Below are 24,711 nucleotides of genomic sequence, written 5' to 3' on the forward strand. Positions count from 1 at the left end.
TGGCGCGCAGGAGCAACCACGTGGCCGATCCGATGCCCAAGATCAAGTCCATCGGGATCACGAACCTGGCCCGGTCGGTTGTCGGCTGGCCGGCGCGGATGCTGTTTCCGCCGGTCTGCGCCGGTTGCCGCCGGCATGTCTCGCAACCGGGCGTGCTGTGCGGCGCCTGCTGGCCGAAGCTCAGGCTGCTGGAGCGGCCATGGTGCCCTGTCATGGGTACGCCGTTCACCCACCATATGGGCGAAGGCTTTCTGTCGGCCGAGGCGATTGCCGATCCCCCGCCTTTCGAGCGGGCGCGGGCGGCGGTCGCCTATTCCGGCGTTGCGCGCCAGATGGTGCAAGGGTTGAAATACCAGGATCGCACAGATCTGGCACCTTGGATGGCGCGCTGGATGATGCGTGCGGGTGCCGATCTCATCGCCGAAGCGGATGTGGTGGTGCCGGTGCCGCTGCACTGGCGGCGGTTTTTCAGGCGGCGCTTCAACCAGTCGGCGGAACTGGCAAGGGCGGTCTCGGCACTTAGCGGATTGCCCTTCGCCCCGTCGGCGGTGCGGCGCGTGAAACTCACCCGCCAGCAGGTCGGGCTGGAGCGCGGCGAACGCGAGGAGAATGTGCGGGCCGCGTTCCGGGTGCCCGCCGAGGCGGAAATCGAGATCGCCGGCCGCAGGGTACTTTTGATCGACGATGTCTACACCACCGGCGCCACGGTGCGTTCCGCCACCAAGGCGCTGAAAAGGGGAGGTGCGGCCGCCGTCGACGTGCTGACCTTTGCGCGTGTGTTGCCGGGGGACTTTCGGGCGGACGAGTCCGCGACTATATAAGTCGGCAACGAACAGCGGAAATTCGTCATGACCGATGTCACGATCTACACCCGCATGATGTGCGGCTATTGCACGGCAGCCAAGCGGCTGCTCGAGCGCAAGGGCATAGCCTTTACCGAGCACGATGCCTCCTTCTCGCCGGAATTGCGCCAGGAGATGATCTCCCGGGCGCATGGCCGCAGGACCTTTCCGCAGATTTTCATCGGCGATACGCATGTCGGCGGCTGTGACGACCTCCACGAGCTGGAGGCCGAAGGCCGGCTGGACAAATTGCTCGCCAACGGCGCGACGAATTGAGGGAATGACGATGGGTGTTTTCAAGGCCGCTGCGATCCAGATGCGTTCGGGCGAGAGCCCCGAGCGCAACGCCGTCGATCTCGAACGGCTGGTGCGTGAAGCAGCCAGCCTGGGTGCTACCTACGTCCAGACGCCGGAAATGACCGGCGCGCTGATCCGCGACAAGGAAGCTCGCGCCGCATCGTTCACGTCGGAAGACAAGGACATCGTCGTCGCGACCGCGCGCAGGCTGGCCAGGGAGCTCGGCATCTTCCTGCATATCGGCTCGACCGCCATTCTGCGCGCCGACGGCAAGCTCGCCAACCGGGCGCTGCTGTTCGGGCCGGATGGTGCTGCGCTCGCCGCCTACGACAAGATCCACATGTTCGACGTCGATCTCGACAATGGCGAGAGCTGGCGTGAGTCCGCCGCCTATGAACCGGGAACCGAGGCCGTCGTCACCGACATCGAGGGTGCAAAGCTCGGCTTCGCCGTTTGCTACGATCTGCGCTTTCCGCAACTCTTCCGCGCCGAGGCGTTGGCCGGCGCAGACCTGCTTTCCGTACCGGCTGCCTTCACCCGCCAGACGGGCGAGGCGCACTGGCACGTGCTGCTCAGGGCCCGCGCCATCGAGAACGGCGCCTATGTCGTCGCCGCCGCGCAAGGCGGCTTGCATGAAGACGGCCGCGAGACTTACGGCCATTCGCTGATCGTCGATCCGTGGGGCCGGATCATTGCGGAAGCCGCGCATGACGAACCGGCGGTGATCGTCGCCGAGATCGATCCGGCGCAGTCGCTTGCCGCGCGCAAGAAGATCCCCAATCTCAGGAATGCGCGGGATTTCGCCGTCAATGCCGGCTCGGGCGAGGCGCCGCGGCTCAGGGGTGCTGCCTCTTGATCCGCTTTGCCCTGATCTGCGAGCACGAGCACGAATTCGAAGGCTGGTTCCGCAGCAACGACGATTTCGACACCCAGAAGAAGCGCGGCTTCGTCGATTGCCCGAGCTGCGGTTCGCACAAGGTGCAGAAAGCACTGATGGCGCCGGCCGTCTCCACGGCGCGCAAGCAGGAAACCATAGCGCTGGCCATGGGCGAGGCGCAGAAGCAGGCTTTGGCGCAGCTGAAGGCGATGGCCGAGAAGGTGCGCGAGAATGCCGATTATGTCGGCGACAAGTTCGCCGAGGAAGCGCGAAAGATCCATTTCGGCGAGAGCGACCCGCGTGGCATCTATGGCGAGGCGACGCTGGACGAAGCCAAGAGCCTGGTCGAGGACGGCGTCGAGTTCATGCCGATCCCGGTGTTTCCGGACGACCGCAACTGAGTTCCGAGGGAGCTTTGCGCGACCCAGAAGCGATTGAGCCGCGACGCAGCATAAGAGCCGTCGTTGGCCGATTGCCCGCTGGGGCGCCGTCAAGCTTAGCGGTACCCGAACGATCGACGGGTTGCTCATCATCAGCGACAAGGGCACCGACAAGATCGTCGAGGCGCTTCAGCTTATTCGTGATTTTGATCCAGTGCGCTACAGACGGCTGCTTGGTGACGTAAGACAGGTATTTGTCACAACCCTTCCTGCTTCCGTCGCGCAATGGGCAAACTCTTCCAAGGCATGCGAATTGGACGAGCGCCATATCATCAGCGAAGGGACGACGCCGGAATTGGTCGCTTCGATTATCGTCCATGAAGCCACCCACGCGCGGCTTATGCGATGTGGTATCGGCTACGAAGAGGCGCTGCGGGATCGCGTGGAGCAGGTCTGTCTGCGTCGAGAAATAGCCTTTGCGGCCAGATTGCCGACCGGAAAGGGCCGGAGCCAGCAAGCCGAAGCGACACTCGAGGCCATGCCGGACTTTTCCGACAAGGCGATGAATGAGCGCTATCTCAGCGGTTTGCGGGATGCTCTGCTCTACCTCAACATGCCGACCCGGCTTGTCGACCTCACCGTATCATACCGCCGCTGGAAACACCGGCGCCGGTTCTCGCCGCAGCCTACGAACTGACCCGGCTTAGCTCACGCTCCCGATCAATTTCTCAAGCAGCCGAGAGAGCGTCTCCCGTTCGGCCGGTGTCAGGCCGGAAAGAATCTCATGCTCGTTGGCAACATGGGCGGCAATAGCCTCATCGATCAACGCGAGACCCTTTTCGGTCAGCCGCACGACAATGCCGCGCCGATCGTTGGGGTGCGGCCCGCGCAGGATCAATCCGGACGTTTCGAGCCGGTCGAGCCGGTTGGTCATGGCGCCTGACGTCACCATCGTCGCTTCATAGAGGGCGGTCGGCGTCAGGGCGTAGGGTGATCCAGAGCGGCGCAGCGTTGCCAGCACGTCGAATTCCCCGGACTGCAATCCATAACGGGCAAACAACGGCGCCAGGCGCTCGCGGGCGATCAGCGAGGCGGCCTCGTTCAGCCGCCCGAGCACACCCATCGGCGAGACGTCCAGATCGGGTCGTTCCCGCTTCCATTGCTCGATCGCCCGTGCTGCCCTGTCCAACTGTCTCACCATCATTTATCTTGACGTTAAGAATCTTTCCGTTATCTTACTGCAAGATGCAATGCCGGCCAAGAGCCGCGCTACAGGATTCGGTCAATGAAGCTTCTCTGGGATTCGGCGCTCGGCCTGCTGGTCGTCACCGGCGGCCTGCTCGGCCTGACGCTGCCGTTCGGCAAGCTCGCCACGGCTGCCGGCGTGCCGGCCATGGTCTGGGCCTTCGTCATCTCGCTCGGCGCCGGCGGGGTCTTGCTGTGCATGCTCTTGGCTCGCGGCAAGCGGGTCCGGCTCACCGCGCACAAATTGCGCTATTTCTTCGTCACCGCCGCGGTGTCCTATGCTGTCCCCAATCTCCTGATGTTCTCGGCCATCCCGCATCTGGGCGCCGGCTACACCGGCATCATGTTCACGCTGTCGCCGGTCATCACGCTGGTGTTCTCGATCCTGCTGCGTGTCCGGCGCCCCAACATGCTGGGCATTGCCGGCATCGCCGTCGGCTTCGTCGGCGCCGTCATGGTCGCGGTGACGCGCGGCGAGGCCGGCCAGCCGGCCGATTTGTTCTGGGTGGCGATGGGGTTGCTCATCCCGGTCAGCCTTGCCGCCGGCAACATCTATCGCACGGTCGACTGGCCGGACGGTACCGGCCCGATCGAGCTTGCCGTCGGCAGCCATCTGGCGTCGGCGGCGATGCTGCTTGCCGGCATTCTCCTCCTGTTCGGCGGCGAAGCTTTCGTCCCACTCGGCGGCGTGCCGCTGGTCGTCGTCGCGCAGGTTGCGTCGGCATCGGCGATGTTCGCGTTCTTCTTCCGGCTGCAGGCGGTCGGCGGTCCGGTCTATCTCAGCCAGATCGGTTATGTGGCGGCGGCCGTCGGCCTGTTTGCCGGAACCCTCTTCCTCGGCGAGCACTATCAACTGCTGACCTGGGCAGGCGCGCTCATCATCACCGCCGGCGTGTTCATCACCACCAGGGCACAAAGCCAGAAGGCGTGAGCGGTCGCAGGGGATCCGAACTGCCTTCGCGCCTGGAGCCGATCTCACCTGAATTTGTATCCAGATCTGCTTTATCTTCTTGTTTGAGCGTGGTCTTTTCCGAGGACCTTTCCCTTTTTGGAATCGTGCTCTGGAGCAAGCCATGACCGAACCGAAGACATCCGAGGAGACTGCCGTCGATGTAGCTGATTTTCGCGCCGCGATGCGGCTGATCGTCGGCAATGTCAGCGTCATCACCGCCGGCACCGGCGAGGATCGCTCCGGTCTGGTGGTCATTTCGGTCGTCTCGCTGTCGGCCGAGCCGCCCAAGGTGATCGCCTGTGTCAACCGGTCATCGTCGACCTGGCCGGTGATCGAACGCTACCGGCATTTCGGCGTCAACTCGCTTGGCCCCCAGCATCAGCGCGTGGCCGAGCGGTTCTCCGGCTTCGGCGGCATCAAGGGCAAGGACCGCTATGAGGGCGCCGAATGGGTGACGCTCAAGACCGGAGCTTTGCTGCTTTCGGATGCGGTGGCCGCATTCGACTGCAGCCTCGATGAAATGATCGATCGCGGAACGCATTCCATCGTCATCGGTTCGGTCGAGGCCGTGCGCACGTCCGATGCCGGCCAGGCGCTGATCTACTGGCGCGGCGGCTACAGGCCGCTGAATTCTGAATAGATCAGACCGAGCCTTTTTCCGCCAGGACCATGTAGTTGACGTCCATGTCCTTCGACCGCGCCCAGCGGTCGGCCAGCGGATTGTAGGTGACGCCGGTGCGGTCGATGATGGTCAGGCCGGCGCCGCCAAGCGCCTTTTCGAGCTCTTCCGGGCGCACCAGCTTGCCGAACTGGTGGGTGCCGCGCGGCAGCCAGCGCAGCACATATTCGGCGCCGATGATGGCTAAGCCCAGCGCCTTCAGCGTGCGGTTGATGGTGGCCACGAACATGATGCCGCCGGGCCGCACCATCTCGCCGCATTTGGCGACGAACAGGTCGATGTCGGCGACATGCTCGACCACTTCCATGTTGAGGATGACGTCGAATTTCTCGCCGGCGTCGGCAAGGTCCTCGGCCGTCGTGGCGCGATAGTCGACGCTGACATTGCCTTCGGCGGCGTGCAGCTTGGCCACTTCGATGTTGGTTTCGGAGGCATCCGCGCCCACAACCTCGGCGCCAAGCCGCGCCATCGGCTCGCACAAAAGTCCGCCGCCGCAACCGATGTCGAGGATGCGCAGTCCCTCGAAAGGCCTTGCAGCGCGTGGGTCACGGCCGAAGCGCGTCGCTATCTGGTCGCGGATATAGGCCAGCCGGACCGGATTGAATTTGTGCAGGGGACGGAACTTGCCGTTCGGGTTCCACCATTCGGCGGCAAGGGCGGAAAAGCGTTCCACTTCTCCGGCATCGATCGTCGATCGTCGGGGCTCTGGCATAGGTTGGTCTCCTCGACACTACAGCGCCGCGCGTCCTCTTGGACGCGCAAAGGACGCTGTAGCACTTTAGATTCTGCGCATGATCCTTTCCGAAATCGACTTCGATTTCGGGGCCATGCGCTAGGAAGTCGGGCGTGAAGCCGCGAATGTCAAGGCAACAATTTTCCTCTGCCGGCAGGGAGCCGGATTCTGTCAGGGCATGTCAGCTGGAGTGCGCCGCGGTGAAACACAATTGGCCTGGCGGGCGAAGGAACACATCATCGTTTTGAACTCGAAGGAGGTGACGATGACAGCAATGACGGCTTCGATCCTCTGGCATCGGCTGGACGTGGAGGGGCATGATGCCTGTCTGCTTGCGCAGACCGATGGCGGGCACAGCCTCAAGGGACAAGCCATCTTCATCCAGGACGGCAAGCCGTGCTGCCTCGCCTACGGGGTGGATTGCGATGCCGGCTGGCACACGCGGGCGGCGCTTGTCGAAGGCTTTCTCGGCACGCGCCAGCTGCACTATGCGATCGAACGCGATTTCAACGGCCAGTGGACGCTGAACGGCGAAGTCCAGCAGGGTGTCGACGGTCTTGTCGACGTCGATCTTGGCTTCACACCGGCATCGAACCTGCTGGCGATCCGCCGGTATGGCCTCGGGATCGGCGAAGCGTCGCCTGCCCCGGCCGCCTACCTGACTTTCCCTGAACTGAGCCTGGTGCGCCTCGATCAGACCTATCGGCGTCTCGACACGGTTCGCTATGCCTATGCCGCGCCGGTGTTCGGCTATGACGAGACCCTCAACGTCTCGCCGCACGGCTTCGTTGTCGACTATCCCGGCCTTTGGAGACGCGCGGCTGCGTCAGGCTGAAGCGATTGTGATCAGTCCGCTGCGACCTGCGTCGTGCCGAGCACGTCACGCAGTTTCGCTGCCAGTTGCTCGATGGTGAAGGGCTTGGCGAGGAAATGCACGTCGTGGTCGAGCACGCCGTTGTGGACCACGGCGTTCCTGGTGAAGCCGGTGGTGAAGATCACCTTCAGCAGCGGCATGCGGGCAACGGCCTCTTCCGCCAGCTTGCGGCCGTTCATGACGGGCATGACGATGTCGGTGAACAGCAGGGCGACCTTCGGGTTTTCCGCCAGTTTCTGCAACGCTTCCTCGCCACTCGCGGCATCAATGACGGTGTATCCGAGTTCGCGTATGGCCTCGGTGGTGGAGACCCGCACGCGGGCATCATCCTCGACGACAAGGATCGTTTCGGCGACCGGTGCGGCGGAGTTGTCGCCGCGCCCGGTGGGCACGGCCGGCTCTTCGGCGCCGAAATACCGCGGCAAGTAGATCTTGATTGTCGTGCCTTCGCCGGGCTCGGAATAGATGTTGACGTGGCCGCCCGACTGTTTGACGAAGCCGAACACCTGGCTCAATCCAAGGCCGGTGCCCTTGTTGACCGGCTTGGTGGTGAAGAAGGGTTCGAAGGCCTTGGCCATGACATCGGGGGTCATGCCCGAACCGGTATCGCTGACGGCGATCATCACATACTGGCCGGCCGCGACTTCTGCATGGGCGGCGGCGTAGCTGTCGTCGAGATGGCTGTTGGCGGTCTCGATGGTCAGCTTGCCGTCATCGCCCATGGCGTCGCGGGCGTTGACGGCCAGGTTGAGAACGGCGTTCTCGATCTGGCTCGGGTCGGCATGGGTTTTCCACAAGCCTCCCGCCAGCACCGTTTCGATGCGGATGGTTTCGCCGAGTGCCCTACGGATCAGGTCGGACATCCCGGTCAGCAGGCGGTTGGCGTCGACGATCTGCGGCGCCAGCGGCTGCTGACGCGAGAAGGCGAGCAGCCGGGCCGTCAGATTGGCGGCACGGGTCGCGGCATCGATCGCCGCGTCGATGAATTGTGCGATGTCGTGCTCGCCGCGCGCCAGCTTGCGCTGGGCGAGGTTCATGGCGCTGATGATCACCGCCAGCATGTTGTTGAAGTCGTGGGCGATGCCGCCTGTAAGCTGGCCGACCGCCTCCATCTTGTGCATCTGGCGGATCTGGGATTCTGCCTTTTCACGTGTCTCGATCTCTCTGCCGAGCGCGACGTTCTTGCGCACCAACTCCTCCTGGGCGACCGCCACCTCAAGGAAGCGGCGGCGCGATTCCCTGATCGCGTAGCCGGCAAGCAGGAAGATCGCCAGCAGTGCCGCCACCGAACCGATGCGTAGCCAGGTCTCGACCTGGTCGGTATGCGCGTCGCGCGCGGCGACGGCTGCGGCGCTGATGCGTCGGACCGTATCCATGCTGGTTCGGATTTCGTCCATGACTGCCTTGCCCTGGCCGCTGCGAATCAGATCCAGCGCTTTCGTCGCATTGCCCTGGTCGTACAGGGCAATGGTCTCGGCCAGTTCAGCCTGCTTTTGCGAAAGCGCGTCCTTGATGTGGTTGATCGGCTGGACGAACTGGTCGTCGGGGGCGGTCAAGCTGTCGATACGGGCAAGTTGCCCCGGAATGGCGCCGACAGCGCTCCGATAGGGTTCGAGATAGGATTTCTCGCCGGTCAGCAGGTAGCCACGCTGGCCGTTCTCGGCTTCCTGTGCCAGAGAAAGCAGACCCGAAAGCAATTGCTGATATTCGATTGCCTCGCGCGCGGCGGCGCGGTTGGCCCGCTGTTCCTCGACCAGCATGGCACGGCTGCCGACAATAAGCGCCAGCACCGCAAAGCCTGCGACAAGCGGGAGCGATTGCCATCGCATGGCACGTCGAAACCGAGCAATCATCATCTGCTATGCCGAACCAAAAGAATTCCCCGCAGGCAGCATTTCGTAGGCGGCGCCGGGGCGGAAGGCAATATGCCGGCTTCTGGAGCCGGCAATTGGCCGCCAGCCTTGCGAAACCTTCGTCATTTGGCTAAGGAGGCCGCGCATTCAGCGGCCGGCGTCAGCCGGCCTTCCGCTTTTCGGGATTCCGGCTTTTGGCTGGGATCCGGCTTCAGTCAAAGGCATTTCGCTCCCATGGCGCGCATCGTGATGAAATTCGGCGGAACCTCCGTCGCCGACATCGCCCGCATCCGCAACGTGGCGCGTCACGTCAAACGCGAGGTCGACGCCGGCCATGAGGTGGCGGTGGTCGTTTCGGCGATGGCCGGGAAGACCAACGAACTGGTCGGCTGGACGCGCGAGGCCTCGCCGATGCATGACGCACGCGAATATGATGCGGTCGTCGCTTCCGGCGAGCAGGTCACGGCCGGCCTTCTGGCCATCACTTTGCAGAACATGGGCGTGCACGCCCGCTCCTGGCAGGGCTGGCAGATCCCGATCAAGACCGATAATGCGCATGGAGCGGCGCGCATCCTCGACATTGACGGTGCGTTCCTGATCAAGCGCTTCGGCGAGGGCCAGGTGGCGGTGATTGCCGGGTTCCAGGGCATCGGCCCGGACAATCGTATTGCCACGCTCGGCCGCGGCGGCTCCGACACCAGTGCTGTCGCCATCGCCGCGGCGGTCAAAGCCGATCGCTGTGACATCTACACCGATGTCGACGGGGTCTACACCACCGATCCACGCATCGAGCCCAAGGCGCGGCGGCTGGCCAAGATCTCGTTCGAGGAAATGCTTGAAATGGCCTCGCTCGGCGCCAAGGTTCTGCAGGTGCGTTCGGTCGAGCTTGCCATGGTGCACAGGGTGCGTACCTTCGTGCGGTCGTCCTTCGACGATCCCGATGCGCCCGGAATGGGGGATTTGCTCAATCCGCCCGGAACGCTCATTTGCGACGAGGAAGAGATCGTGGAACAGCAGGTCGTCACCGGAATTGCCTACGCCAAGGACGAAGCGCAGATTTCACTGCGCCGGGTCGGCGACCGGCCGGGCGTTGCCGCCGGCATCTTCGGGCCGCTGGCCGAGGCCAACATCAATGTCGACATGATCGTCCAGAACATTTCCGAGGACGGCAAGTTCACCGACATGACCTTTACCGTGCCGTCGGGCGATGTCGACAAGGCGCTGGCCGTGCTTGAACGCCTCAAGGCCTCGATCGGCTACGATGTCGTGCAGTCGGAAGCCGGCATGTCGAAGGTTTCGGTCATCGGCATCGGCATGAGGAGCCATGCCGGCGTCGCCGCCACCGCTTTCAAGGCGCTGGCCGACAAATCGATCAACATCCGCGCCATCACGACCTCGGAGATCAAGATTTCGATCCTGATCGACGGCCCGTATACGGAACTTGCGGTTCGTACTTTGCATTCCGTCTACGGTCTGGATAAGCAGTAGCGAGAACGATTTGAGTTGTTGCGTGTGCGCCGGTCGCGGTGGAAACTGCGGCGGGCAGAATGCCCATTGGAGAACAAGCCGCGATGCGTGATCAGGCCAGTGGCCCGCGCGTTTTGCTCAAACGGCTCCGCGAGCTCATGCAGGAGCCGCTGGAGCCGCAGGAGCGGCTTGACCGGATTGTGCGCGACATCGCCTCCAACATGGTCGCGGAAGTCTGCTCGCTCTATGTGCTGCGCGCCGATTCGGTGCTCGAACTCTACGCCACCGAAGGTCTGAACCCGAACGCCGTCCATTTGGCGCAGTTGCGGCTGGGCCAAGGCCTGGTCGGCACGATCGCCGCCAGCGCGCGGCCGCTCAACCTGTCCAATGCGCAGGAACACCCTGCCTTCGCCTACCTGCCGGAGACCGGGGAAGAGATCTACAACTCGTTCCTGGGCGTGCCGGTGCTGCGGGCAGGGCGCACGCTGGGCGTGCTGGTGGTGCAGAACAAGACCATGCGCCACTACCGCGACGACGAGGTCGAGGCGCTGGAAACCACGGCGATGGTGATCGCCGAGATGATCGCCACTGGCGATCTGGCGCGGCTGACCCGGCCCGGCCTCGAACTCGATCTGCGCCGTCCTGTCAGCTTCACCGGCCTGTCCTTCAATGAAGGCGTCGGGCTTGGCCATGTCGTGCTGCACGAGCCGCGCATCGTCGTCACCAATCTGTTCAACGAGGACAGCGAGGAAGAGGTTCGCCGGTTGGAGACCTCACTCAGCTCGCTCAGGCTGTCCATCGACGACATGCTGGAACGCCGCGACGTCGCCTTCGAGGGCGAGCATCGCCAGGTGCTGGAAGCCTATCGCATGTTCGCCAACGATCGCGGCTGGGTGCGCCGGCTGGAAGAGGCGATCCGCAACGGCCTGACGGCGGAAGCCGCTGTGGAAAAGGTGCAGAGCGACATGCGCGCCCGCATGCTGCACATGACCGATCCCTATCTGCGCGAGCGGATGAGCGATTTCGACGACCTCGCCAACCGCCTGCTGCGCCAGCTGATGGGGCGCGGGCCGGAAGATGTCGCGGCATCGCTGCCTAAGGACGCCATCATCGTCGCCCGTTCGATGGGGGCTGCCGAACTGCTCGATTATCCCCGCGACAAGATGCGCGGGCTGGTGCTCGAGGACGGTGCAGCGACCAGCCACGTCGTCATCGTCGCGCGTGCCATGGGCATCCCCGTCGCCGGCCAGATGAAGGGCGCTGTTTCCATGGCGGAAAACGGCGATGCCATCATCGTCGACGGCGAGGAGGGCGTGATCCATTTGCGGCCGCAGCCCGATCTCGAAGCTGCTTATGCCGAAAAAGTGCGTTTCAGGGCGCGCCGGCAAGAGGTCTACCGCGAACTGCGCAAGAAGCCGTCGACGACCAGGGATGGTGTCCAGGTCGATTTGCTGATGAATGCCGGTCTCGCCGTCGACCTGCCGCAGCTTGCCGAAGCGGGTGCGGCCGGCATCGGTCTGTTCCGCACCGAATTGCAATTCATGGTCGCTTCCACCTTTCCCCGGGCCGAGGCCCAGGAAAAGCTCTACCGCGACGTGCTCGAAGCGGCGCGCGGCAAGCCCGTCACCTTCCGCACCATCGACATTGGCGGCGACAAGGTGCTGCCCTATTTCAAGGGCGCGATCCAGGAAGAGAACCCGGCGCTTGGCTGGCGGGCGATCCGCCTGACGCTCGACCGGCCGGGCCTGCTGCGCACCCAGATCCGCGCTTTGCTCAAGGCCAGCGGCGGCCGCGAATTGAAGCTGATGCTGCCGATGGTGACCGAACTCGGCGAGATCGCCCAGGCACGCGAGATCATCGACCGCGAGGTGCGGCATTTGTCGCGCTTTGCCCATCATTTGCCGACCAGCCTGAAGCTGGGGGCGATGCTTGAAGTGCCGTCGCTGCTGTTCCAGCTCGATGAATTGATGAAAGCGGTCGATTTCGTCTCGGTCGGTTCGAACGATTTGTTCCAGTTCGTCATGGCCGTCGACCGCGGCAACACGCAACTGGCCAACCGCTTCGACACGCTGTCGGCACCCTTCTTGCGCGTCCTCAAGCAGATCGCCGATGCCGGCGTCCGCAATCACACGCCGGTGACGCTGTGCGGCGAACTCGCCGGCAAGCCGATCTCGGCGATGGCGTTGATCGGACTCGGTTTCCGCTCGATCTCGATGTCGCCGGCCTCGATCGGGCCGGTCAAGGCGATGCTGACGGAACTGCCGCTGGACGAATTGAAGGCGTTTTTCGACGACAATCTGATGGCTCCGGCACAGGGCCTGCCGATGCGGGCGCTGCTGCAGGCCTTTGCCGACGACCGTTCGATCCCGTTATAGCAGCCTCATCATGGTCAATTTGCCCCGCGATCGTATGGATCAAGTCGTCAAGCGTTTCGAGATGCTCGAAGCGCAGATGTCGGCTGGCCCGGCCCCGGACGCCTATGTGCGTATGGCATCCGAATATGCCGAAATCCAGGACATGGTGGCCAAGGTCAGGGCGCTGCGCGCGGCCGAGCATGAACAGGCCGACCTCGAGGCCATGCTTGCCGACAAGGGCACTGACGCCGAGATGCGGGCGCTGGCCGAGGCCGAGCTGCCAGGGGTCGAGGACCGCATCGAGGCGCTGCAGAAGGACATTCAGATCCTGCTGTTGCCCAGGGATGCCGCCGACGACAAGAACGCCATTCTCGAAATCCGCGCCGGCACCGGCGGCGATGAGGCCGCGCTCTTCGCCGGCGACCTGTTTCGCATGTACGAACGCTACGCCGCCGAACGCGGCTGGCGTTTCGAGACCGCCTCGGCCAGTGATGGCGATGCCGGCGGCTACAAGGAAATCATCGCCACGGTGTCGGGCAAGGGCGTCTTTGCGCATCTGAAATTCGAATCCGGCGTGCACCGCGTGCAGCGCGTGCCGGCGACCGAGGCCAGCGGGCGCATCCACACGTCGGCGGCAACCGTCGCGGTGCTGCCCGAAGCCGAAGAGGTCGACATCGACATCAGGGCCGAAGATATCCGCATCGACACGATGCGCGCCTCGGGTTCGGGCGGCCAGCACGTCAACACCACCGATTCGGCGGTCCGCATCACCCATCTGCCGACCGGCATCATGGTCGTGCAGGCTGAGAAATCGCAGCACCAGAACCGCGCCAAGGCGATGCAGATCCTGCGCGCCCGCCTCTATGATCTCGAACGCGGCAAGGCTGACGAGGAGCGCTCCGAATCGCGCAAGTCACAGGTCGGCTCCGGTGACCGCTCGGAACGCATCCGCACCTATAATTTCCCGCAAGGGCGCGTCACCGACCATCGCATCAATTTGACGCTCTACAAGCTCGACCGGGTGATGATGGGCGAACTCGACGAGATCATCAACGCGCTGATCGCCGATCATCAGTCCAAGCTGCTCGCCGACATCGGCATCGATGACTGACCTGCCCAACGCGCTCGGGCCGCTGCTGCGGGAAGCGCGGGCTCGGCTCGGCAGCACCGTCGACGACCCGGCGCTCGATGCGAGGCTGATCGTCGAGCATTTTTCGGGCACGACGCGCACGCAAGCCATTGCGGACCCCGAACGCAGGGTCGGCGCCGGCGCTGTTGCCGAAATCGATGCCGCGTTGAGACGCCGCGCCGGCGGCGAACCTGTGCATCGCATCCTCGGCTATCGTGAATTCTACGGTTTGCGCCTGGCGCTGTCGCCGGAAACGCTGGAACCGCGGCCGGATACCGAAACGCTGGTCGAGGCGATATTGCCCTTCGTCAAGGCGGTTGCGACGCAGGAAGGCGAGTGTCGCATCCTCGATCTTGGCACCGGCACCGGCGCCATTGCGCTGGCGCTGCTCAGCGTCGTGCCGACGGCTAATGCCACCGGCGTCGATCTGTCCGCGGGTGCGCTGGCGACGGCGGCCCGCAATGCCGGGCAACTTGGCCTTGCGGGCCGGTTCACGGTGCTGCAGTCGGACTGGTTCGAAAAAGTTTCCGGCCGGTACCATGTAATTGTCGCAAACCCTCCCTATATATCTTCCGAAGACATTGGAAATCTGCAGGACGAAGTCCGCAATTTCGACCCGCGCCTAGCCCTGGATGGCGGCGCGGACGGTCTGAACCCCTACAGAACCATCGCTGCGGAAGCGGCAAGGTTTTTGGAAATTGAAGGCAGAATTGCGGTCGAGATCGGCCATACGCAACGCAACGAGGTCTGCGAGATATTCACTGCAGCCGGCTACGTGCCGGGCAGTGTTTTCCGTGACCTCGGTGGAAACGACAGGGTTATTGTCTTTGAAAGGATAAAGCCTTGACGCAGTGCAAAAAAGCGCTTGGCAATGCCGGGGAATGCGGCTAGGGTCGCCTTAACCGGATGAGACGAAGCAGGCAGTGCTCTTAGCGATTCGGTTTTCCTTGGAAATAGCTGCCTTCTTGCGCAAACGATGCCCAAGCTTCGTGCGGGAATCGTCCGGCAAGTGATGTAACCGGAACAGGATGACACGTGGCGCCAACGCAATCGATGCGGGCGAACGCCGGTGAAGAGACGAAACGGCTGGCTGCATGAGCGCCTCCGTTCGTGAAGAGTTTTTCGAAAATTTCAAAATGAAGAGAGTTTGATGAGGCCACAACAGCAGAACAGGCGCATGCGCGGTCGCAACAACAATGGCGGCGGCGGTGGTAACAATAACAACAATAACAACAACAACCGCAAGGGGCCTAATCCCCTGACGCGCAACTACGAGAGCAATGGCCCGGACGTGAAGATCCGCGGTTCGGCTCAGCAGATCGCCGAAAAATACGCCACCCTTGCCCGTGATTCACACAGCTCCGGCGACCGGGTCATGGCGGAGAACTATCTCCAGCACGCCGAGCATTACAATCGCATCATTGCGGCCGCACAGGCGCAGATGCCAATCCAGAACACGCAGCAGAATCGCGATGATTTCGACGATGATGGCGATGAGGACCGCGACGATTTCGACAATAGCGGCAACAACAGCAACGCTGCTTCCGACGTCCAGATCCCGGTGGTCAACCATGGCGCCGGCCCGCAGCCGGTTATCGAAGGTACGCCGGCCGAGGTCGCGCTGAACCGGGAAGGTGGCCGCGAGGCCCGCGATAACAATGGCGGGCGCAACAATGGCGGCCGCGACAACAATGGCGGGCGCCATCGTGATCGCCGCCCCAATGGCGGCTATGGCCAGAACGGCCAGCGCGACTTTTCATCGTCCGCCGAGCAAGGTGGTCAGCCCCAGGGCAACGAGATCCCGGTCCAGGGCGAAGCCGTTTCGCCGGCCGAATCTGTGGCGCCGGCCGAACCGGCTCCGTCGTTCGAGAACCTTTCCCCGGCAGGTCTTGCCGCCCAGGCCGAACTCAACGAGGCGGCCGCCGAAAGCGGTGCTGCCCGTCGTCCGCGTCGTCCGCGCCGCCCGCGCGTCAACGCCGATCAGGTTGATGGCGGTAGTGACAATGCCAGTTCCGGGACCGACGCCGGCGAGGTGGCTGCGGCCCCGGCCGACAGCGGCAACGCCCAACCGGTCAATGTCGATATCGACAACTGACTCAACGGCATTTCAAGGCATTGAGCGGCGGAGAGAAATCTCCGCCGTTTTCGTTTGGGCGGCCGTGCAATATTATGTGGTTGCCGATATCGGGACGTCTTGAGGGTTCAGGGCCTGTGCACCATATCAGCCTCAACTGGACCCGGCTCGAATGAGCGGGTCCGTCACCGCAATCGGATCCGGTGCCGCAAAGCGGGCCGGTGATGGAAGGAGACAGATATGAACCTTGAGAAATACTCAGAGCGCGTGCGCGGCTTTATCCAGTCCGCGCAGACCATGGCGCTTTCCCGCAACCACCAGCAATTCACCCCTGAACATATCCTGAAAGTGCTCGTCGACGACGACGAGGGCTTGGCCGCGTCGCTGATCGAACGCGCCGGCGGCAACGTCCGCGACGTCAAGCTTGGCGTCGAGACGGCGCTCGAAGCGATGCCCAAGGTCGAGGGCGGCAATGGCCAGCTCTATCTGGCCCAGCCGCTGGCGAAAGTGTTTTCGACCGCCGAGGAACTGGCCAAGAAAGCCGGCGACAGTTTTGTCACGGTCGAGCGGCTCTTGCAGGCGCTCGCCATGGAAAAGTCGGCCAAGACCGCCGACATATTGGCCAAGGCCGGCGTCACCGCGCAGGCGCTCAACCAGGTCATCAACGATGTCCGCAAGGGCCGCACCGCCGATTCGGCGAGTGCCGAACAGGGCTACGACGCGCTGAAGAAATACGCGCGCGACCTGACCGCGGATGCCCGTGCCGGCAAGCTGGACCCCGTGATCGGCCGTGACGACGAGATCCGCCGCGCCATCCAGGTGCTGTCGCGCCGCACCAAGAACAATCCGGTGCTGATCGGCGAACCGGGCGTCGGCAAGACGGCGATCGCCGAAGGCCTGGCACTGCGCATCGTCAATGGCGACGTACCGGAATCGCTGAAGGACAAGCAGCTGATGGCGCTCGACATGGGCGCGCTGATTGCCGGCGCCAAATATCGCGGCGAGTTCGAGGAGCGGCTGAAGGCCGTGCTCTCCGAAGTCACCTCGGCCAGCGGCAACATCATCCTGTTCATCGACGAGATGCACACGCTGGTCGGCGCCGGCAAGGCGGACGGCGCCATGGATGCGTCGAACCTGTTGAAGCCGGCGTTGGCGCGCGGCGAGCTGCACTGCGTCGGCGCCACCACGCTCGACGAGTATCGCAAGCATGTCGAGAAGGATGCAGCCCTTGCCCGGCGCTTCCAGCCGGTTTTCGTCGACGAGCCGACGGTGGAAGACACCGTTTCGATCCTGCGCGGCCTGAAGGAGAAATACGAGCAGCACCACAAGGTGCGCATTTCGGATTCAGCGCTGGTGGCGGCGGCGACGCTGTCCAACCGCTACATCGCCGATCGCTTCCTGCCGGACAAGGCGATCGACCTGGTCGACGAAGCCGCATCGCGGCTGCGCATGCAGGTCGATTCCAAGCCCGAGGCGCTGGACGAGATCGATCGCCGCATCATGCAGCTCAAGATCGAGCGCGAGGCGCTGAAGGTCGAGACGGACGATGCTTCGAAGGACCGGCTCGCCCGCCTGGAAAAGGAACTCGTCGGACTTGAGGAGGAATCGACCGAGATCACCGCCAAGTGGCAGGCCGAGAAGCAGAAGCTCGGGCTCGCCGCCGACCTGAAGAAGCAGCTCGACGAGGCGCGCAACGACCTTGCCATTGCCCAGCGCAAGGGTGAATTCCAGCGCGCCGGCGAGCTTGCCTATGGCAAGATTCCGGAATTGGAAAAGAAGCTGAAGGAGGCCGAGGCCCAGGACGGCAAAGCCGGCATGGTCGAAGAGGTGGTTACCCCCGACCACGTCGCCCATATCGTCTCGCGCTGGACCGGCATTCCGGTCGACAAGATGCTGCAGGGCGAGCGCGACAAGCTGCTGCGCATGGAAGACGAGATCGGCAAGCGCGTCGTTGGCCAGGGCGAGGCGGTGCAAGCTGTGTCGAAAGCGGTGCGGCGCGCCCGCGCGGGCCTGCAGGATCCGAACCGGCCGATCGGCTCGTTCATGTTCCTCGGACCGACGGGTGTCGGCAAGACCGAGCTGACCAAGGCGCTGGCGAGCTTCCTGTTCGACGACGAGAGCGCCATGGTGCGCATCGATATGTCGGAGTTCATGGAAAAGCACTCGGTCGCCCGGCTGATCGGCGCGCCTCCCGGCTATGTCGGCTATGAGGAAGGCGGCGCGCTGACCGAAGCGGTGCGGCGCCGGCCCTATCAGGTCGTGCTGTTCGACGAGATCGAGAAGGCGCATCCGGATGTGTTCAACGTGCTTTTGCAGGTGCTCGACGACGGCCGCCTGACCGACGGCCAGGGCCGCACGGTCGACTTCCGCAACACGCTGATCATCATGACGTCGAACCTCGGCGCCGAATATCTCGTCAACCTCACCGAGGACCAGGATGTCGATCTGGTGCGCGACGAGGTGATGAACGTCGTCAGGGCATCGTTCCGGCCGGAGTTCCTCAACCGCGTCGATGAGGTGATCCTGTTCCACCGGCTGCGCCGGCAGGATATGGGCCGCATCGTCGAGATCCAGCTCAAGCGGCTCGAGAGCCTGCTTGTCGACCGCAAGATCACGCTATCGCTGGACCAGGAGGCGGTGGATTGGCTGGCGGCCAAGGGCTACGACCCGGCCTATGGCGCGCGGCCGCTGAAGCGGGTGATGCAGAAGGAATTGCAGGACCCACTGGCGGAGAAGATCCTGCTCGGCGACATCCTCGACGGCTCGACCGTCAAGGTGACAGCCGGTTCCGACCGGCTGAATTTCCGCTCCAAACCGACGATCGTCGCGGCGGAAGCGGCAGCCTGATCCTGCGCCGCGCGTCCTTCCTGGACGCGCGGCGTTTTCATTTAAAACGTGGGGCGGGGATGACACTGGACGACTACAACAGCTTCTGCGACTCGCTGCCTTCGACGACCCATGTCGTCCAGTGGGGTGGCGCCCATGTTTGGAAGGTGGGGGCCAAGGTCTTCGCGATCGGCGGCTGGGACGATGGCCAGCAGCTCTTCGTCACCTTCAAATGTTCCGATATCGCCTATGATGTGCTCAAGGAACAGCCGGGGCTACGGCCCGCCCCCTATCTTGCCTCGCGCGGCATGACATGGATCCAGCGTCGGACAAGCCAGAGCATGGATGATGCCGCGCTGAAGGACTATCTGCGCGAGAGCCATCGCCTTGTCGCCCTGAAGCTTACCAGGCAGGCGCGCAAGGAATTGGGACTTGCCGAAAGCTAGCCTATATTCCTTGAGGCGCCGGAAAACCGCCATCTTCATGCCCGGTTCATGTTGGAACCATAGGAGGGTGTAACTGGTTTGCTGGCGAAGGGGTTCGCCAGAAGACAATGCCGGCGGCGGCAAATTTACGGACCGGAGAATTTGGCCACCATGTTCCGCACGATCTTTGCCCTCTCGGCGCTAGCCGCCGGGCTTGTGTCTTCCGGGGCGTTCGCCGCGCCGACGACGGACAATGCGCCAAGGGTTGTCCGCGCTGCCGATACCGGGGGCATCCTTGTCGCCCAGGACGGCAATCTCGACATCTACTACGACGCCAGGGGCAACCGCGTGATCGTCGATGCCGATACTGGCAAGGTCATCGCCATCCAGCCGCCGCAGACCCGGCTCGACCGCCGCGCCTTGCGCCGCGAGACACGACTGCGCGAACTGGGCCGCGCCCCCGAAGGCGACGACCGCTACTATCTCGACGATCCGGAAGACATGGCGCGGTTCCGGCGCAAGCAGTTGGAAGAGGAAGGCCGCGTTATCCCGCCGCCGGCGGATGAGTACGATCCCTATGGGGACAATTCCGCCGAAGCCTACCCGCCGGCGCCGCAGGACGATGGCAATTACGACGACAATTATCCCGACGCGCCGCAGCCGGCTAAGCCGGGTACAATCAAGCGCCAGCCGCTGAACGAGGCCGCGATAGACCCTGCCCAGCCGACGACACCCGCCGATCAGGCGGCTCTGCCGCCAAAGGCCGGCGACAAGACCACCGTTGCCCCGGCACTTTCGCTGGGAGCGCGCCAGGATGTCGCCGCCCTTCAGGTGCTGCTAGACCGGGGTGGCGCTTCGCCTGGCGTCATCGACGGGCGTTTCGGTTCGAATGTCGACAAGGCGCTCGCCGCCTACAACCAGATCACCGGCGCCAATCTGCGATCGACCGACGCGGTCGCCATCCAGGCGGCACTTGCGCAATCCGGCGGCGATGCCTTCGCCAACTACACGATCACAGCGGAGGACGCGGCCGGTCCCTATGTCGCGTCGATCCCGGAAGACTACAGCCAGAAGGCGCAACTCGACCGCATGGGTTATACGTCGGTGACCGAGGCGCTCGCGGAGCGCTTTCACATGGACGAGAATTATCTCAAGGCGCTCAACCCGGAGGTCGATTTCAATCGTCCCGGCACGATCATCAAGGTCGCCAATTTCGGCAGGCTGGTTTCGACGCCGGTGGCGCGTATCGTCGCCGACAAGGACAAGAAAGAGGTTTTCGCCTATGACGCCGGCGGCAAACTGGTCGCCGCCTATCCCGCAACCATCGGCTCGTCGGATACGCCGTCACCGTCCGGCATACACACGGTGTCGCGCGTGGCGCTCGATCCGAACTACACCTACAATCCCAGCATCAATTTCAAGCAGGGTCAAAACGACAAGGTCCTGACCATTCCGCCGGGCCCGAACGGTCCCGTCGGTTCGGTCTGGATCGCCCTGGATAAGCCGACCTACGGCATCCACGGCACGCCCGATCCGTCGAAGATCGGCAAGACCGAGAGCCATGGCTGCGTACGCCTGACCAACTGGGATGCGCGGGAGCTGGCCAAATTGGTTTCGCCGGGCGTGACGGTGGAGTTTGTCGGCGGGCCCTCAGCCGATAACCTTGCGCAGCAGTGAACCGCGAAGCGCGGCGGCATAGACCAACTGCACGATCAGGATGAAGCCGACGCCGAGCAAGGGACTGACAAGCGAGAGTGCGGCGCCGACCGCCCACAGGACCTGTGCCTTGATGATGCGCAGATAGACCGTGCGTTTGGTTTCCGCATCGATATCCTCTGCTACGAAGCCGCTTTTCTCCGCATAACGCCAGCTCGCGAACAGCGTGACGCCGAGCGCCAGCAGATTGAGCCAGTAGACCAGCACCGCGGTTCTGAACTCGAGGAAGTCGGCCAGAAGGTCGGTCGAGAAGGGCAGCAAGGCGATGAAGGCGAGAAAGCAAAGGTTCAGCGTGGCAAGCCGTCGATCGGATTTGGCGATCAGACCATGCTGCGCCTGCTGGCCAAACCAGAAGATGGTCAGCGTCAGGAAGCTCAAGGCGTAGGTCAGGAAACGCGGCGCCAGGTCGGCGATCGCGGCGAGCAGCTCGCGTTCGGAATGGATCGCCTCGTGCGCCGGCACCCTGATTTCGAGAACGATCAGGGTGAGCGCTATGGCGAATACGCCGTCGGTGATCCCGACGATACGGCCGCGTCCCTCAGCCGATGCTTCAAGTGGCCGCTTCATCGATGTTTCCCCATCGGCACCTTCCGGAAACCTAGCATGGTTGCCGCCATTTGCACCTGACAGGGTGCGACCCTGGCCAAACGGCTGGTTTCAGCGACAGCAAGCCACTGGCTGGTTGTTGCCGGTGCGCTGGGGGTTTAAGCAAGGTTTCATGCATTCACCAAGTGAAGCTGCCGCCGTCCCGCTGACCAATCCGGTCACGAATGGAACGTTTTGTCCGCAGTCGCGGCGACGATTTGTGCTGGTTGCGGCAATTCTGGCCTCGGCGCTTGGCTTCATAGACGGCTCCATCCTGGCCATCGCTACACCAGCGATCCGCGTCAATCTCGGCGCAAGCCTTGCCGAGGCGCAGTGGATTTCCAATGCCTATGCGTTGACGCTCTCGGCGCTGATCCTGGCCGGGGGCGCTGCCGGCGACCGATTCGGTCTGCGCCGCGCCTTCGTGGCCGGCATCGCGCTGTTCATCCTCGCTTCGCTTGCCTGTGCGCTGGCGCCGAATGCAATTGTGCTGATCGCATTTCGCGCGTTGCAGGGCATCGGTGCGGCAATCATGGTGCCTGGCAGCCTCGCCATCATCGCCAAGGCCTACCCGAAGAAAGAACGCGGCCGTGCGATCGGCATCTGGGCGGCGGCTTCGGCGCTGACCACGGCACTTGGCCCGGTGTTCGGCGGCTTCGTGCTGTCGGCCTTCGGTGACGGCATCTGGCGGGCGATCTTCGCCATCAACCTGCCGCTGGGCTTGATTTCGATCTGGCTTCTGCTGGCCAAGGTTCCGGCCGATGCGCCGACGGAGAAACGCAGCCTGGATCTCGGCGGTGCAGCGCTCGCGACATTGGCTTTCGGTGCGCTTGCCTATGGGCTGACCTCGATGAGCGCCAGCGGCGAGGGCCTCATGGCAGGGCCGAGCATTGCCGCCGGCGTCGTATTGCTGGCTGTCTTCATCGTCTTCGAGCTTCGTCAGCGCGAGCCGATGATCGACCTCAGCCTGTTTCGCGTCGGTGCTTTCGCCGGCGCCAATGTGGCGACGTTCTTCCTCTATTTTGCGCTGTCGGCCAACCTTTTCTATCTGCCAATGCTGCTGATCGCCGGCTGGGGGCTGAGCACGGCCGAGGTCGGCTTCATCTTCCTGCCCTTGTCGGCATCGATCGCGCTTTTGTCGGGACCTGTCGGCAAGCTGTCGGACCGGATCGGACCGCGTTTTCCGATCGCCTGCGGCAGCCTGGTCGTGGCTTTTGCGTTTGCCGGGCTGGCCTTGCTCACCTACGCCGGCATCCACAATTTCTGGACGGGAACATTGCCGCTGATGGGGCTGATGGGGCTCGGCATGGCTCTGGTCGTGTCGCCCTTGTCGACCGCGATCATGACGGCGGTGGAGGACAAGGACACGGGGGCGGCCTCCGGCATCAACAATGCCGTCTCACGCATCGGCGGTCTGATCGCGGTGGCGGCGATGGGCTCGCTTGCCGCGTGGGTCTACGCGAATGCGCTGGACGCGAGCGCAACGTCCGGCATCCCGGGATTTGGTGAACCGGCGCCAGCCGGGCTTGCCCCGGCCATCGATGCGACAAGGCTCGCCGCCAGCGACGCCGCGTTTGCCGCGGTTTCTTCGGTGACCGCGCTGCTTTGCCTGCTTGCGGCTGTCATCGCCTGGACGACCATTCCCGGTGATCGATTGCCATGGCCGCGACGGGCCGAAGATACGCCAGGCTGAAGCCGATCAACCGTCGATCTTGGCGCTCGCAACCTTCAGCGAATCGCTGTCTTCCTGCTTCAACAGTTCGTCGATGCGTTCGCGTTCGCGCTTGAAGGCGACGAGGTCATCGCCCTTCAGCACCTTGCCGACCGGCAGGCGGACACGCATCGGATCGACCTTGGTGCCGTTGACGATCAGCTCGTAGTGAAGATGCGGGCCGGTGGCGAGGCCGGTCTGGCCGAGGAAGCCGATGGTCTGGCCCTGGCGGACGTGCACGCCCGGTTCGATGCCTTTGGCAAAGGCGCTCTGGTGATTGTATGAGGTTTCGTAGCCATTGGCGTGGCGGATGATGATCTGCTTGCCGTAACCGCCGGCCCAGCCGACCTTCTCGACCGTGCCGTTGCCGGCGGCGATGATCGGCGTGCCGATGGGGGCTGCCCAGTCGACGCCGGTGTGCATGCGGACATAGCCGAGGATCGGATGCCTGCGGGCGCCGAACCCGGAGCGGAATTTCCCGGCGGGCAGGGGATTGCGCAACAGGAACTGCTCGGCACTCGAACCGTCCTCATCGAAATAGTCGGTGCCGCCGTCCTGCATCTGGAAGCGGTAGAAGTTGCGGGTCTGGCCGCCGAACGTCGCCGAGACGTAGAGAAGCTCGGAGCTGTCCGAGGTCTGATCGTCGCCGTCGGGCTGCGAGAACAGGACTTCGATGCGGTCGGCGGGGCTGAGGCGAGACTGGAAGTCGACGTCGGACGCCAGCAGCTTGATCAACCGCTGCGTCATCGCCTTGGACATGCCGTAGGAGTAGGCGGCGCGGTAGATGCCGTCATAGACGTTGGGCAGGTTGCCGCGCACCACCACCGGCGCCGACGAATCATCGAAGGCCGTCAGCAATTCGGGGTTCGGATCCGGTTCCTGCGCCGGCACATACTGGCCGCGATCGTTGAGCGCGATGGTGACGATGTGCTGGGTCCGGTCGTAGACGCTGGTGCGCACGACCTTGGCGGCATCGCCGTGAACCTCGAGGCCGACGCGCAGCACGGTTCCAGCCTTGAGCGCCGTCGCATTGAGCAACTTGGCGATGGCTTCGGCCATTCCGGTGGCGTCTTCCCCTGTGTAGCCCGAATCAGCAAAAGCCTCGGTGACGTCGAGATCCTTGGTGAAGGGGATGATTTCCTCGGCGAAAGCCGGCGCCTGGTCGTCAACGGTGGCTCGCGGCGCCACCGAGACGTTTTCCGGCACGATCTTGACGTCGTAGGAGCCGGCCATGCTCTCGGCAAAGGCTTCGCCGAATCGCTGCGGATCGACATAGTGGAGCGAAGCGACCTGCACGGCGCCGTCGCTGAGGTCGGTGCCGGCCTCGCGCACCACTTTTTCCACCTCGTCGGCGGAGAGGTCGCTCTTTTCGTCGAAGGAAGCCGTGTCGATCGGAAAATCGACGGTCTTCAGACTCATCTCGCTTTCGACCTTGGCGCCGTAGATCTGGCCGGAAGCGGCCGTCGCCGGCTGGGCATTGTCGTCGCCGTCGTCGCCGAACACTTGCATCGGGTCGAAGGGGGGGTAGGCGCGGCTGGTGGTGTGGCCGGCGGCAAGGGCCATCTTGATCTGCACGAAAGGCATGGTGTGGATGACGTCGCGGTCGCCGACCTTGGTGACCATCGACACTTCCATGCGGCGGCGGTCCTTGGCCTTTGCGATCTGACGCGGCGCCACCAGCCTGGTCGTCTT

Annotated in this window: 22 protein-coding genes (1 of these 22 running past the window's edge); 17 read left to right on the forward strand and 5 right to left on the reverse strand. The window is 63.7% G+C overall.

The window, feature by feature from the left end; all coding sequences use genetic code 11:
- Positions 1-20 precede the first annotated feature (20 nt).
- From RPF88_RS28185 to RPF88_RS28205, 5 genes are all read left to right on the forward strand, one after another.
- On the forward strand, positions 21-821 hold the full coding sequence (locus RPF88_RS28185; protein ID WP_013529448.1) for a ComF family protein: 801 nt from the start codon (positions 21-23) through the stop codon (positions 819-821).
- 27 nt (positions 822-848) lie between these two features.
- On the forward strand, positions 849-1,118 hold the full coding sequence (gene grxC / locus RPF88_RS28190) for a glutaredoxin 3 (RefSeq protein ID WP_337123576.1): 270 nt from the start codon (positions 849-851) through the stop codon (positions 1,116-1,118).
- Positions 1,119-1,128: 10 nt separating this feature from the next.
- On the forward strand, positions 1,129-1,995 hold the full coding sequence (locus tag RPF88_RS28195; protein ID WP_337123577.1) for a carbon-nitrogen hydrolase family protein: 867 nt from the start codon (positions 1,129-1,131) through the stop codon (positions 1,993-1,995).
- Positions 1,992-2,417 carry a DUF1178 family protein gene (locus RPF88_RS28200; protein WP_013529451.1) on the forward strand — a complete coding sequence of 142 codons (426 nt, stop codon included), beginning with the start codon at positions 1,992-1,994 and terminating at the stop codon, positions 2,415-2,417. Before RPF88_RS28195 ends, RPF88_RS28200 begins: the two co-directional genes overlap by 4 nt.
- 121 nt (positions 2,418-2,538) lie before the next feature.
- Positions 2,539-3,093 carry a hypothetical protein gene (locus RPF88_RS28205; RefSeq protein ID WP_337123578.1) on the forward strand — a complete coding sequence of 185 codons (555 nt, stop codon included), beginning with the start codon at positions 2,539-2,541 and terminating at the stop codon, positions 3,091-3,093.
- Positions 3,094-3,099: 6 nt separating this feature from the next.
- On the opposite strand, the gene RPF88_RS28210 is transcribed toward RPF88_RS28205, so the two are convergent.
- Positions 3,100-3,585: a MarR family winged helix-turn-helix transcriptional regulator gene (locus RPF88_RS28210; RefSeq protein ID WP_013529453.1), complete on the reverse strand. Its 486-nt coding sequence runs from the start codon at positions 3,583-3,585 to the stop codon at positions 3,100-3,102.
- A gap of 96 nt (positions 3,586-3,681) precedes the next feature.
- On the opposite strand from RPF88_RS28210, the gene RPF88_RS28215 reads away from it, so the two are divergent.
- Together RPF88_RS28215 and RPF88_RS28220 are read left to right on the forward strand one after the other, a co-directional pair.
- On the forward strand, positions 3,682-4,572 hold the full coding sequence (locus RPF88_RS28215) for a DMT family transporter (protein WP_013529454.1): 891 nt from the start codon (positions 3,682-3,684) through the stop codon (positions 4,570-4,572).
- 142 nt (positions 4,573-4,714) lie between these two features.
- The gene (locus RPF88_RS28220) at positions 4,715-5,233 is read left to right on the forward strand and encodes a flavin reductase family protein (protein WP_063173138.1); all 519 of its coding nucleotides are present in this window, start codon (positions 4,715-4,717) and stop codon (positions 5,231-5,233) included.
- A 1-nt stretch (position 5,234) separates the two neighbouring features.
- Here RPF88_RS28220 and ubiG read toward each other — a convergent pair whose 3' ends face one another.
- A complete protein-coding gene (ubiG, locus tag RPF88_RS28225) occupies positions 5,235-5,984 on the reverse strand; it encodes a bifunctional 2-polyprenyl-6-hydroxyphenol methylase/3-demethylubiquinol 3-O-methyltransferase UbiG (protein ID WP_023811162.1) in 750 nt (249 codons plus the stop codon).
- Between the two features lie 286 nt (positions 5,985-6,270).
- Between ubiG and RPF88_RS28230 the strand changes: the two genes are divergently transcribed.
- Positions 6,271-6,840 (forward strand): putative glycolipid-binding domain-containing protein, encoded by a 570-nt coding sequence (locus RPF88_RS28230; RefSeq protein WP_337123579.1) that lies wholly within the window; start codon positions 6,271-6,273, stop codon positions 6,838-6,840.
- Positions 6,841-6,851: 11 nt separating this feature from the next.
- Here RPF88_RS28230 and RPF88_RS28235 read toward each other — a convergent pair whose 3' ends face one another.
- Positions 6,852-8,708 (reverse strand): CHASE3 domain-containing protein, encoded by a 1,857-nt coding sequence (locus RPF88_RS28235; RefSeq protein WP_063169070.1) that lies wholly within the window; start codon positions 8,706-8,708, stop codon positions 6,852-6,854.
- Between the two features lie 258 nt (positions 8,709-8,966).
- On the opposite strand from RPF88_RS28235, the gene RPF88_RS28240 reads away from it, so the two are divergent.
- From RPF88_RS28240 to RPF88_RS28275, 8 genes are all read left to right on the forward strand, one after another.
- The gene (locus tag RPF88_RS28240) at positions 8,967-10,220 is read left to right on the forward strand and encodes an aspartate kinase (RefSeq protein WP_013529459.1); all 1,254 of its coding nucleotides are present in this window, start codon (positions 8,967-8,969) and stop codon (positions 10,218-10,220) included.
- 83 nt (positions 10,221-10,303) lie between these two features.
- The gene (ptsP, locus tag RPF88_RS28245) at positions 10,304-12,574 is read left to right on the forward strand and encodes a phosphoenolpyruvate--protein phosphotransferase (protein ID WP_013529460.1); all 2,271 of its coding nucleotides are present in this window, start codon (positions 10,304-10,306) and stop codon (positions 12,572-12,574) included.
- A 10-nt stretch (positions 12,575-12,584) separates the two neighbouring features.
- Positions 12,585-13,664 (forward strand): peptide chain release factor 1, encoded by a 1,080-nt coding sequence (prfA, locus tag RPF88_RS28250; protein WP_127384728.1) that lies wholly within the window; start codon positions 12,585-12,587, stop codon positions 13,662-13,664.
- On the forward strand, positions 13,657-14,529 hold the full coding sequence (gene prmC, locus RPF88_RS28255) for a peptide chain release factor N(5)-glutamine methyltransferase (protein WP_337123580.1): 873 nt from the start codon (positions 13,657-13,659) through the stop codon (positions 14,527-14,529). Before prfA ends, prmC begins: the two co-directional genes overlap by 8 nt.
- A gap of 303 nt (positions 14,530-14,832) precedes the next feature.
- Positions 14,833-15,777 (forward strand): DUF4167 domain-containing protein, encoded by a 945-nt coding sequence (locus tag RPF88_RS28260; protein ID WP_337123581.1) that lies wholly within the window; start codon positions 14,833-14,835, stop codon positions 15,775-15,777.
- 219 nt (positions 15,778-15,996) lie between these two features.
- Positions 15,997-18,603 (forward strand): ATP-dependent chaperone ClpB, encoded by a 2,607-nt coding sequence (gene clpB, locus RPF88_RS28265; protein ID WP_337123582.1) that lies wholly within the window; start codon positions 15,997-15,999, stop codon positions 18,601-18,603.
- 59 nt (positions 18,604-18,662) lie between these two features.
- Positions 18,663-19,028 carry an MmcQ/YjbR family DNA-binding protein gene (locus RPF88_RS28270; protein WP_013529465.1) on the forward strand — a complete coding sequence of 122 codons (366 nt, stop codon included), beginning with the start codon at positions 18,663-18,665 and terminating at the stop codon, positions 19,026-19,028.
- A 150-nt stretch (positions 19,029-19,178) separates the two neighbouring features.
- On the forward strand, positions 19,179-20,684 hold the full coding sequence (locus tag RPF88_RS28275; RefSeq protein ID WP_013529466.1) for a L,D-transpeptidase family protein: 1,506 nt from the start codon (positions 19,179-19,181) through the stop codon (positions 20,682-20,684).
- Here RPF88_RS28275 and RPF88_RS28280 read toward each other — a convergent pair.
- Positions 20,658-21,290 carry a TMEM175 family protein gene (locus tag RPF88_RS28280; RefSeq protein ID WP_013529467.1) on the reverse strand — a complete coding sequence of 211 codons (633 nt, stop codon included), beginning with the start codon at positions 21,288-21,290 and terminating at the stop codon, positions 20,658-20,660. The two genes, RPF88_RS28275 and RPF88_RS28280, sit on opposite strands and share 27 nt — an antisense overlap.
- A 151-nt stretch (positions 21,291-21,441) precedes the next feature.
- Between RPF88_RS28280 and RPF88_RS28285 the strand changes: the two genes are divergently transcribed.
- Positions 21,442-23,001 carry an MFS transporter gene (locus tag RPF88_RS28285; protein ID WP_337123583.1) on the forward strand — a complete coding sequence of 520 codons (1,560 nt, stop codon included), beginning with the start codon at positions 21,442-21,444 and terminating at the stop codon, positions 22,999-23,001.
- 6 nt (positions 23,002-23,007) lie between these two features.
- On the opposite strand, the gene RPF88_RS28290 is transcribed toward RPF88_RS28285, so the two are convergent.
- Positions 23,008-24,711, reverse strand: partial view of a M23 family metallopeptidase gene (locus RPF88_RS28290; RefSeq protein ID WP_063173803.1) — the 3' portion only. The gene runs 258 nt beyond the window's last position; only the last 1,704 of its 1,962 coding nucleotides appear in the window; its start codon lies beyond the right edge, outside the window — the gene reads right to left on this strand; it ends in the stop codon at positions 23,008-23,010.

This window comes from Mesorhizobium sp. ISC11, assembly GCF_037162595.1.
Classification (GTDB): domain Bacteria; phylum Pseudomonadota; class Alphaproteobacteria; order Rhizobiales; family Rhizobiaceae; genus Mesorhizobium; species Mesorhizobium ciceri.

Coding starts and splice junctions, on each gene's coding strand:
- RPF88_RS28260 (WP_337123581.1), top strand. CDS start 14,833: ATGAGGCCACAACAGCAGAACAGGCGCATGCGCGGTCGCAACAACAAT.
- RPF88_RS28215 (WP_013529454.1), top strand. CDS start 3,682: ATGAAGCTTCTCTGGGATTCGGCGCTCGGCCTGCTGGTCGTCACCGGC.
- RPF88_RS28275 (WP_013529466.1), top strand. CDS start 19,179: ATGTTCCGCACGATCTTTGCCCTCTCGGCGCTAGCCGCCGGGCTTGTG.
- RPF88_RS28235 (WP_063169070.1), bottom strand. CDS start 8,708: ATGCGATGGCAATCGCTCCCGCTTGTCGCAGGCTTTGCGGTGCTGGCG.
- grxC (WP_337123576.1), top strand. CDS start 849: ATGACCGATGTCACGATCTACACCCGCATGATGTGCGGCTATTGCACG.
- RPF88_RS28220 (WP_063173138.1), top strand. CDS start 4,715: ATGACCGAACCGAAGACATCCGAGGAGACTGCCGTCGATGTAGCTGAT.
- RPF88_RS28285 (WP_337123583.1), top strand. CDS start 21,442: ATGCATTCACCAAGTGAAGCTGCCGCCGTCCCGCTGACCAATCCGGTC.
- RPF88_RS28230 (WP_337123579.1), top strand. CDS start 6,271: ATGACAGCAATGACGGCTTCGATCCTCTGGCATCGGCTGGACGTGGAG.
- clpB (WP_337123582.1), top strand. CDS start 15,997: ATGAACCTTGAGAAATACTCAGAGCGCGTGCGCGGCTTTATCCAGTCC.
- RPF88_RS28270 (WP_013529465.1), top strand. CDS start 18,663: ATGACACTGGACGACTACAACAGCTTCTGCGACTCGCTGCCTTCGACG.
- RPF88_RS28195 (WP_337123577.1), top strand. CDS start 1,129: ATGGGTGTTTTCAAGGCCGCTGCGATCCAGATGCGTTCGGGCGAGAGC.
- ptsP (WP_013529460.1), top strand. CDS start 10,304: ATGCGTGATCAGGCCAGTGGCCCGCGCGTTTTGCTCAAACGGCTCCGC.
- RPF88_RS28280 (WP_013529467.1), bottom strand. CDS start 21,290: ATGAAGCGGCCACTTGAAGCATCGGCTGAGGGACGCGGCCGTATCGTC.
- prfA (WP_127384728.1), top strand. CDS start 12,585: ATGGTCAATTTGCCCCGCGATCGTATGGATCAAGTCGTCAAGCGTTTC.
- RPF88_RS28240 (WP_013529459.1), top strand. CDS start 8,967: ATGGCGCGCATCGTGATGAAATTCGGCGGAACCTCCGTCGCCGACATC.
- ubiG (WP_023811162.1), bottom strand. CDS start 5,984: ATGCCAGAGCCCCGACGATCGACGATCGATGCCGGAGAAGTGGAACGC.
- prmC (WP_337123580.1), top strand. CDS start 13,657: ATGACTGACCTGCCCAACGCGCTCGGGCCGCTGCTGCGGGAAGCGCGG.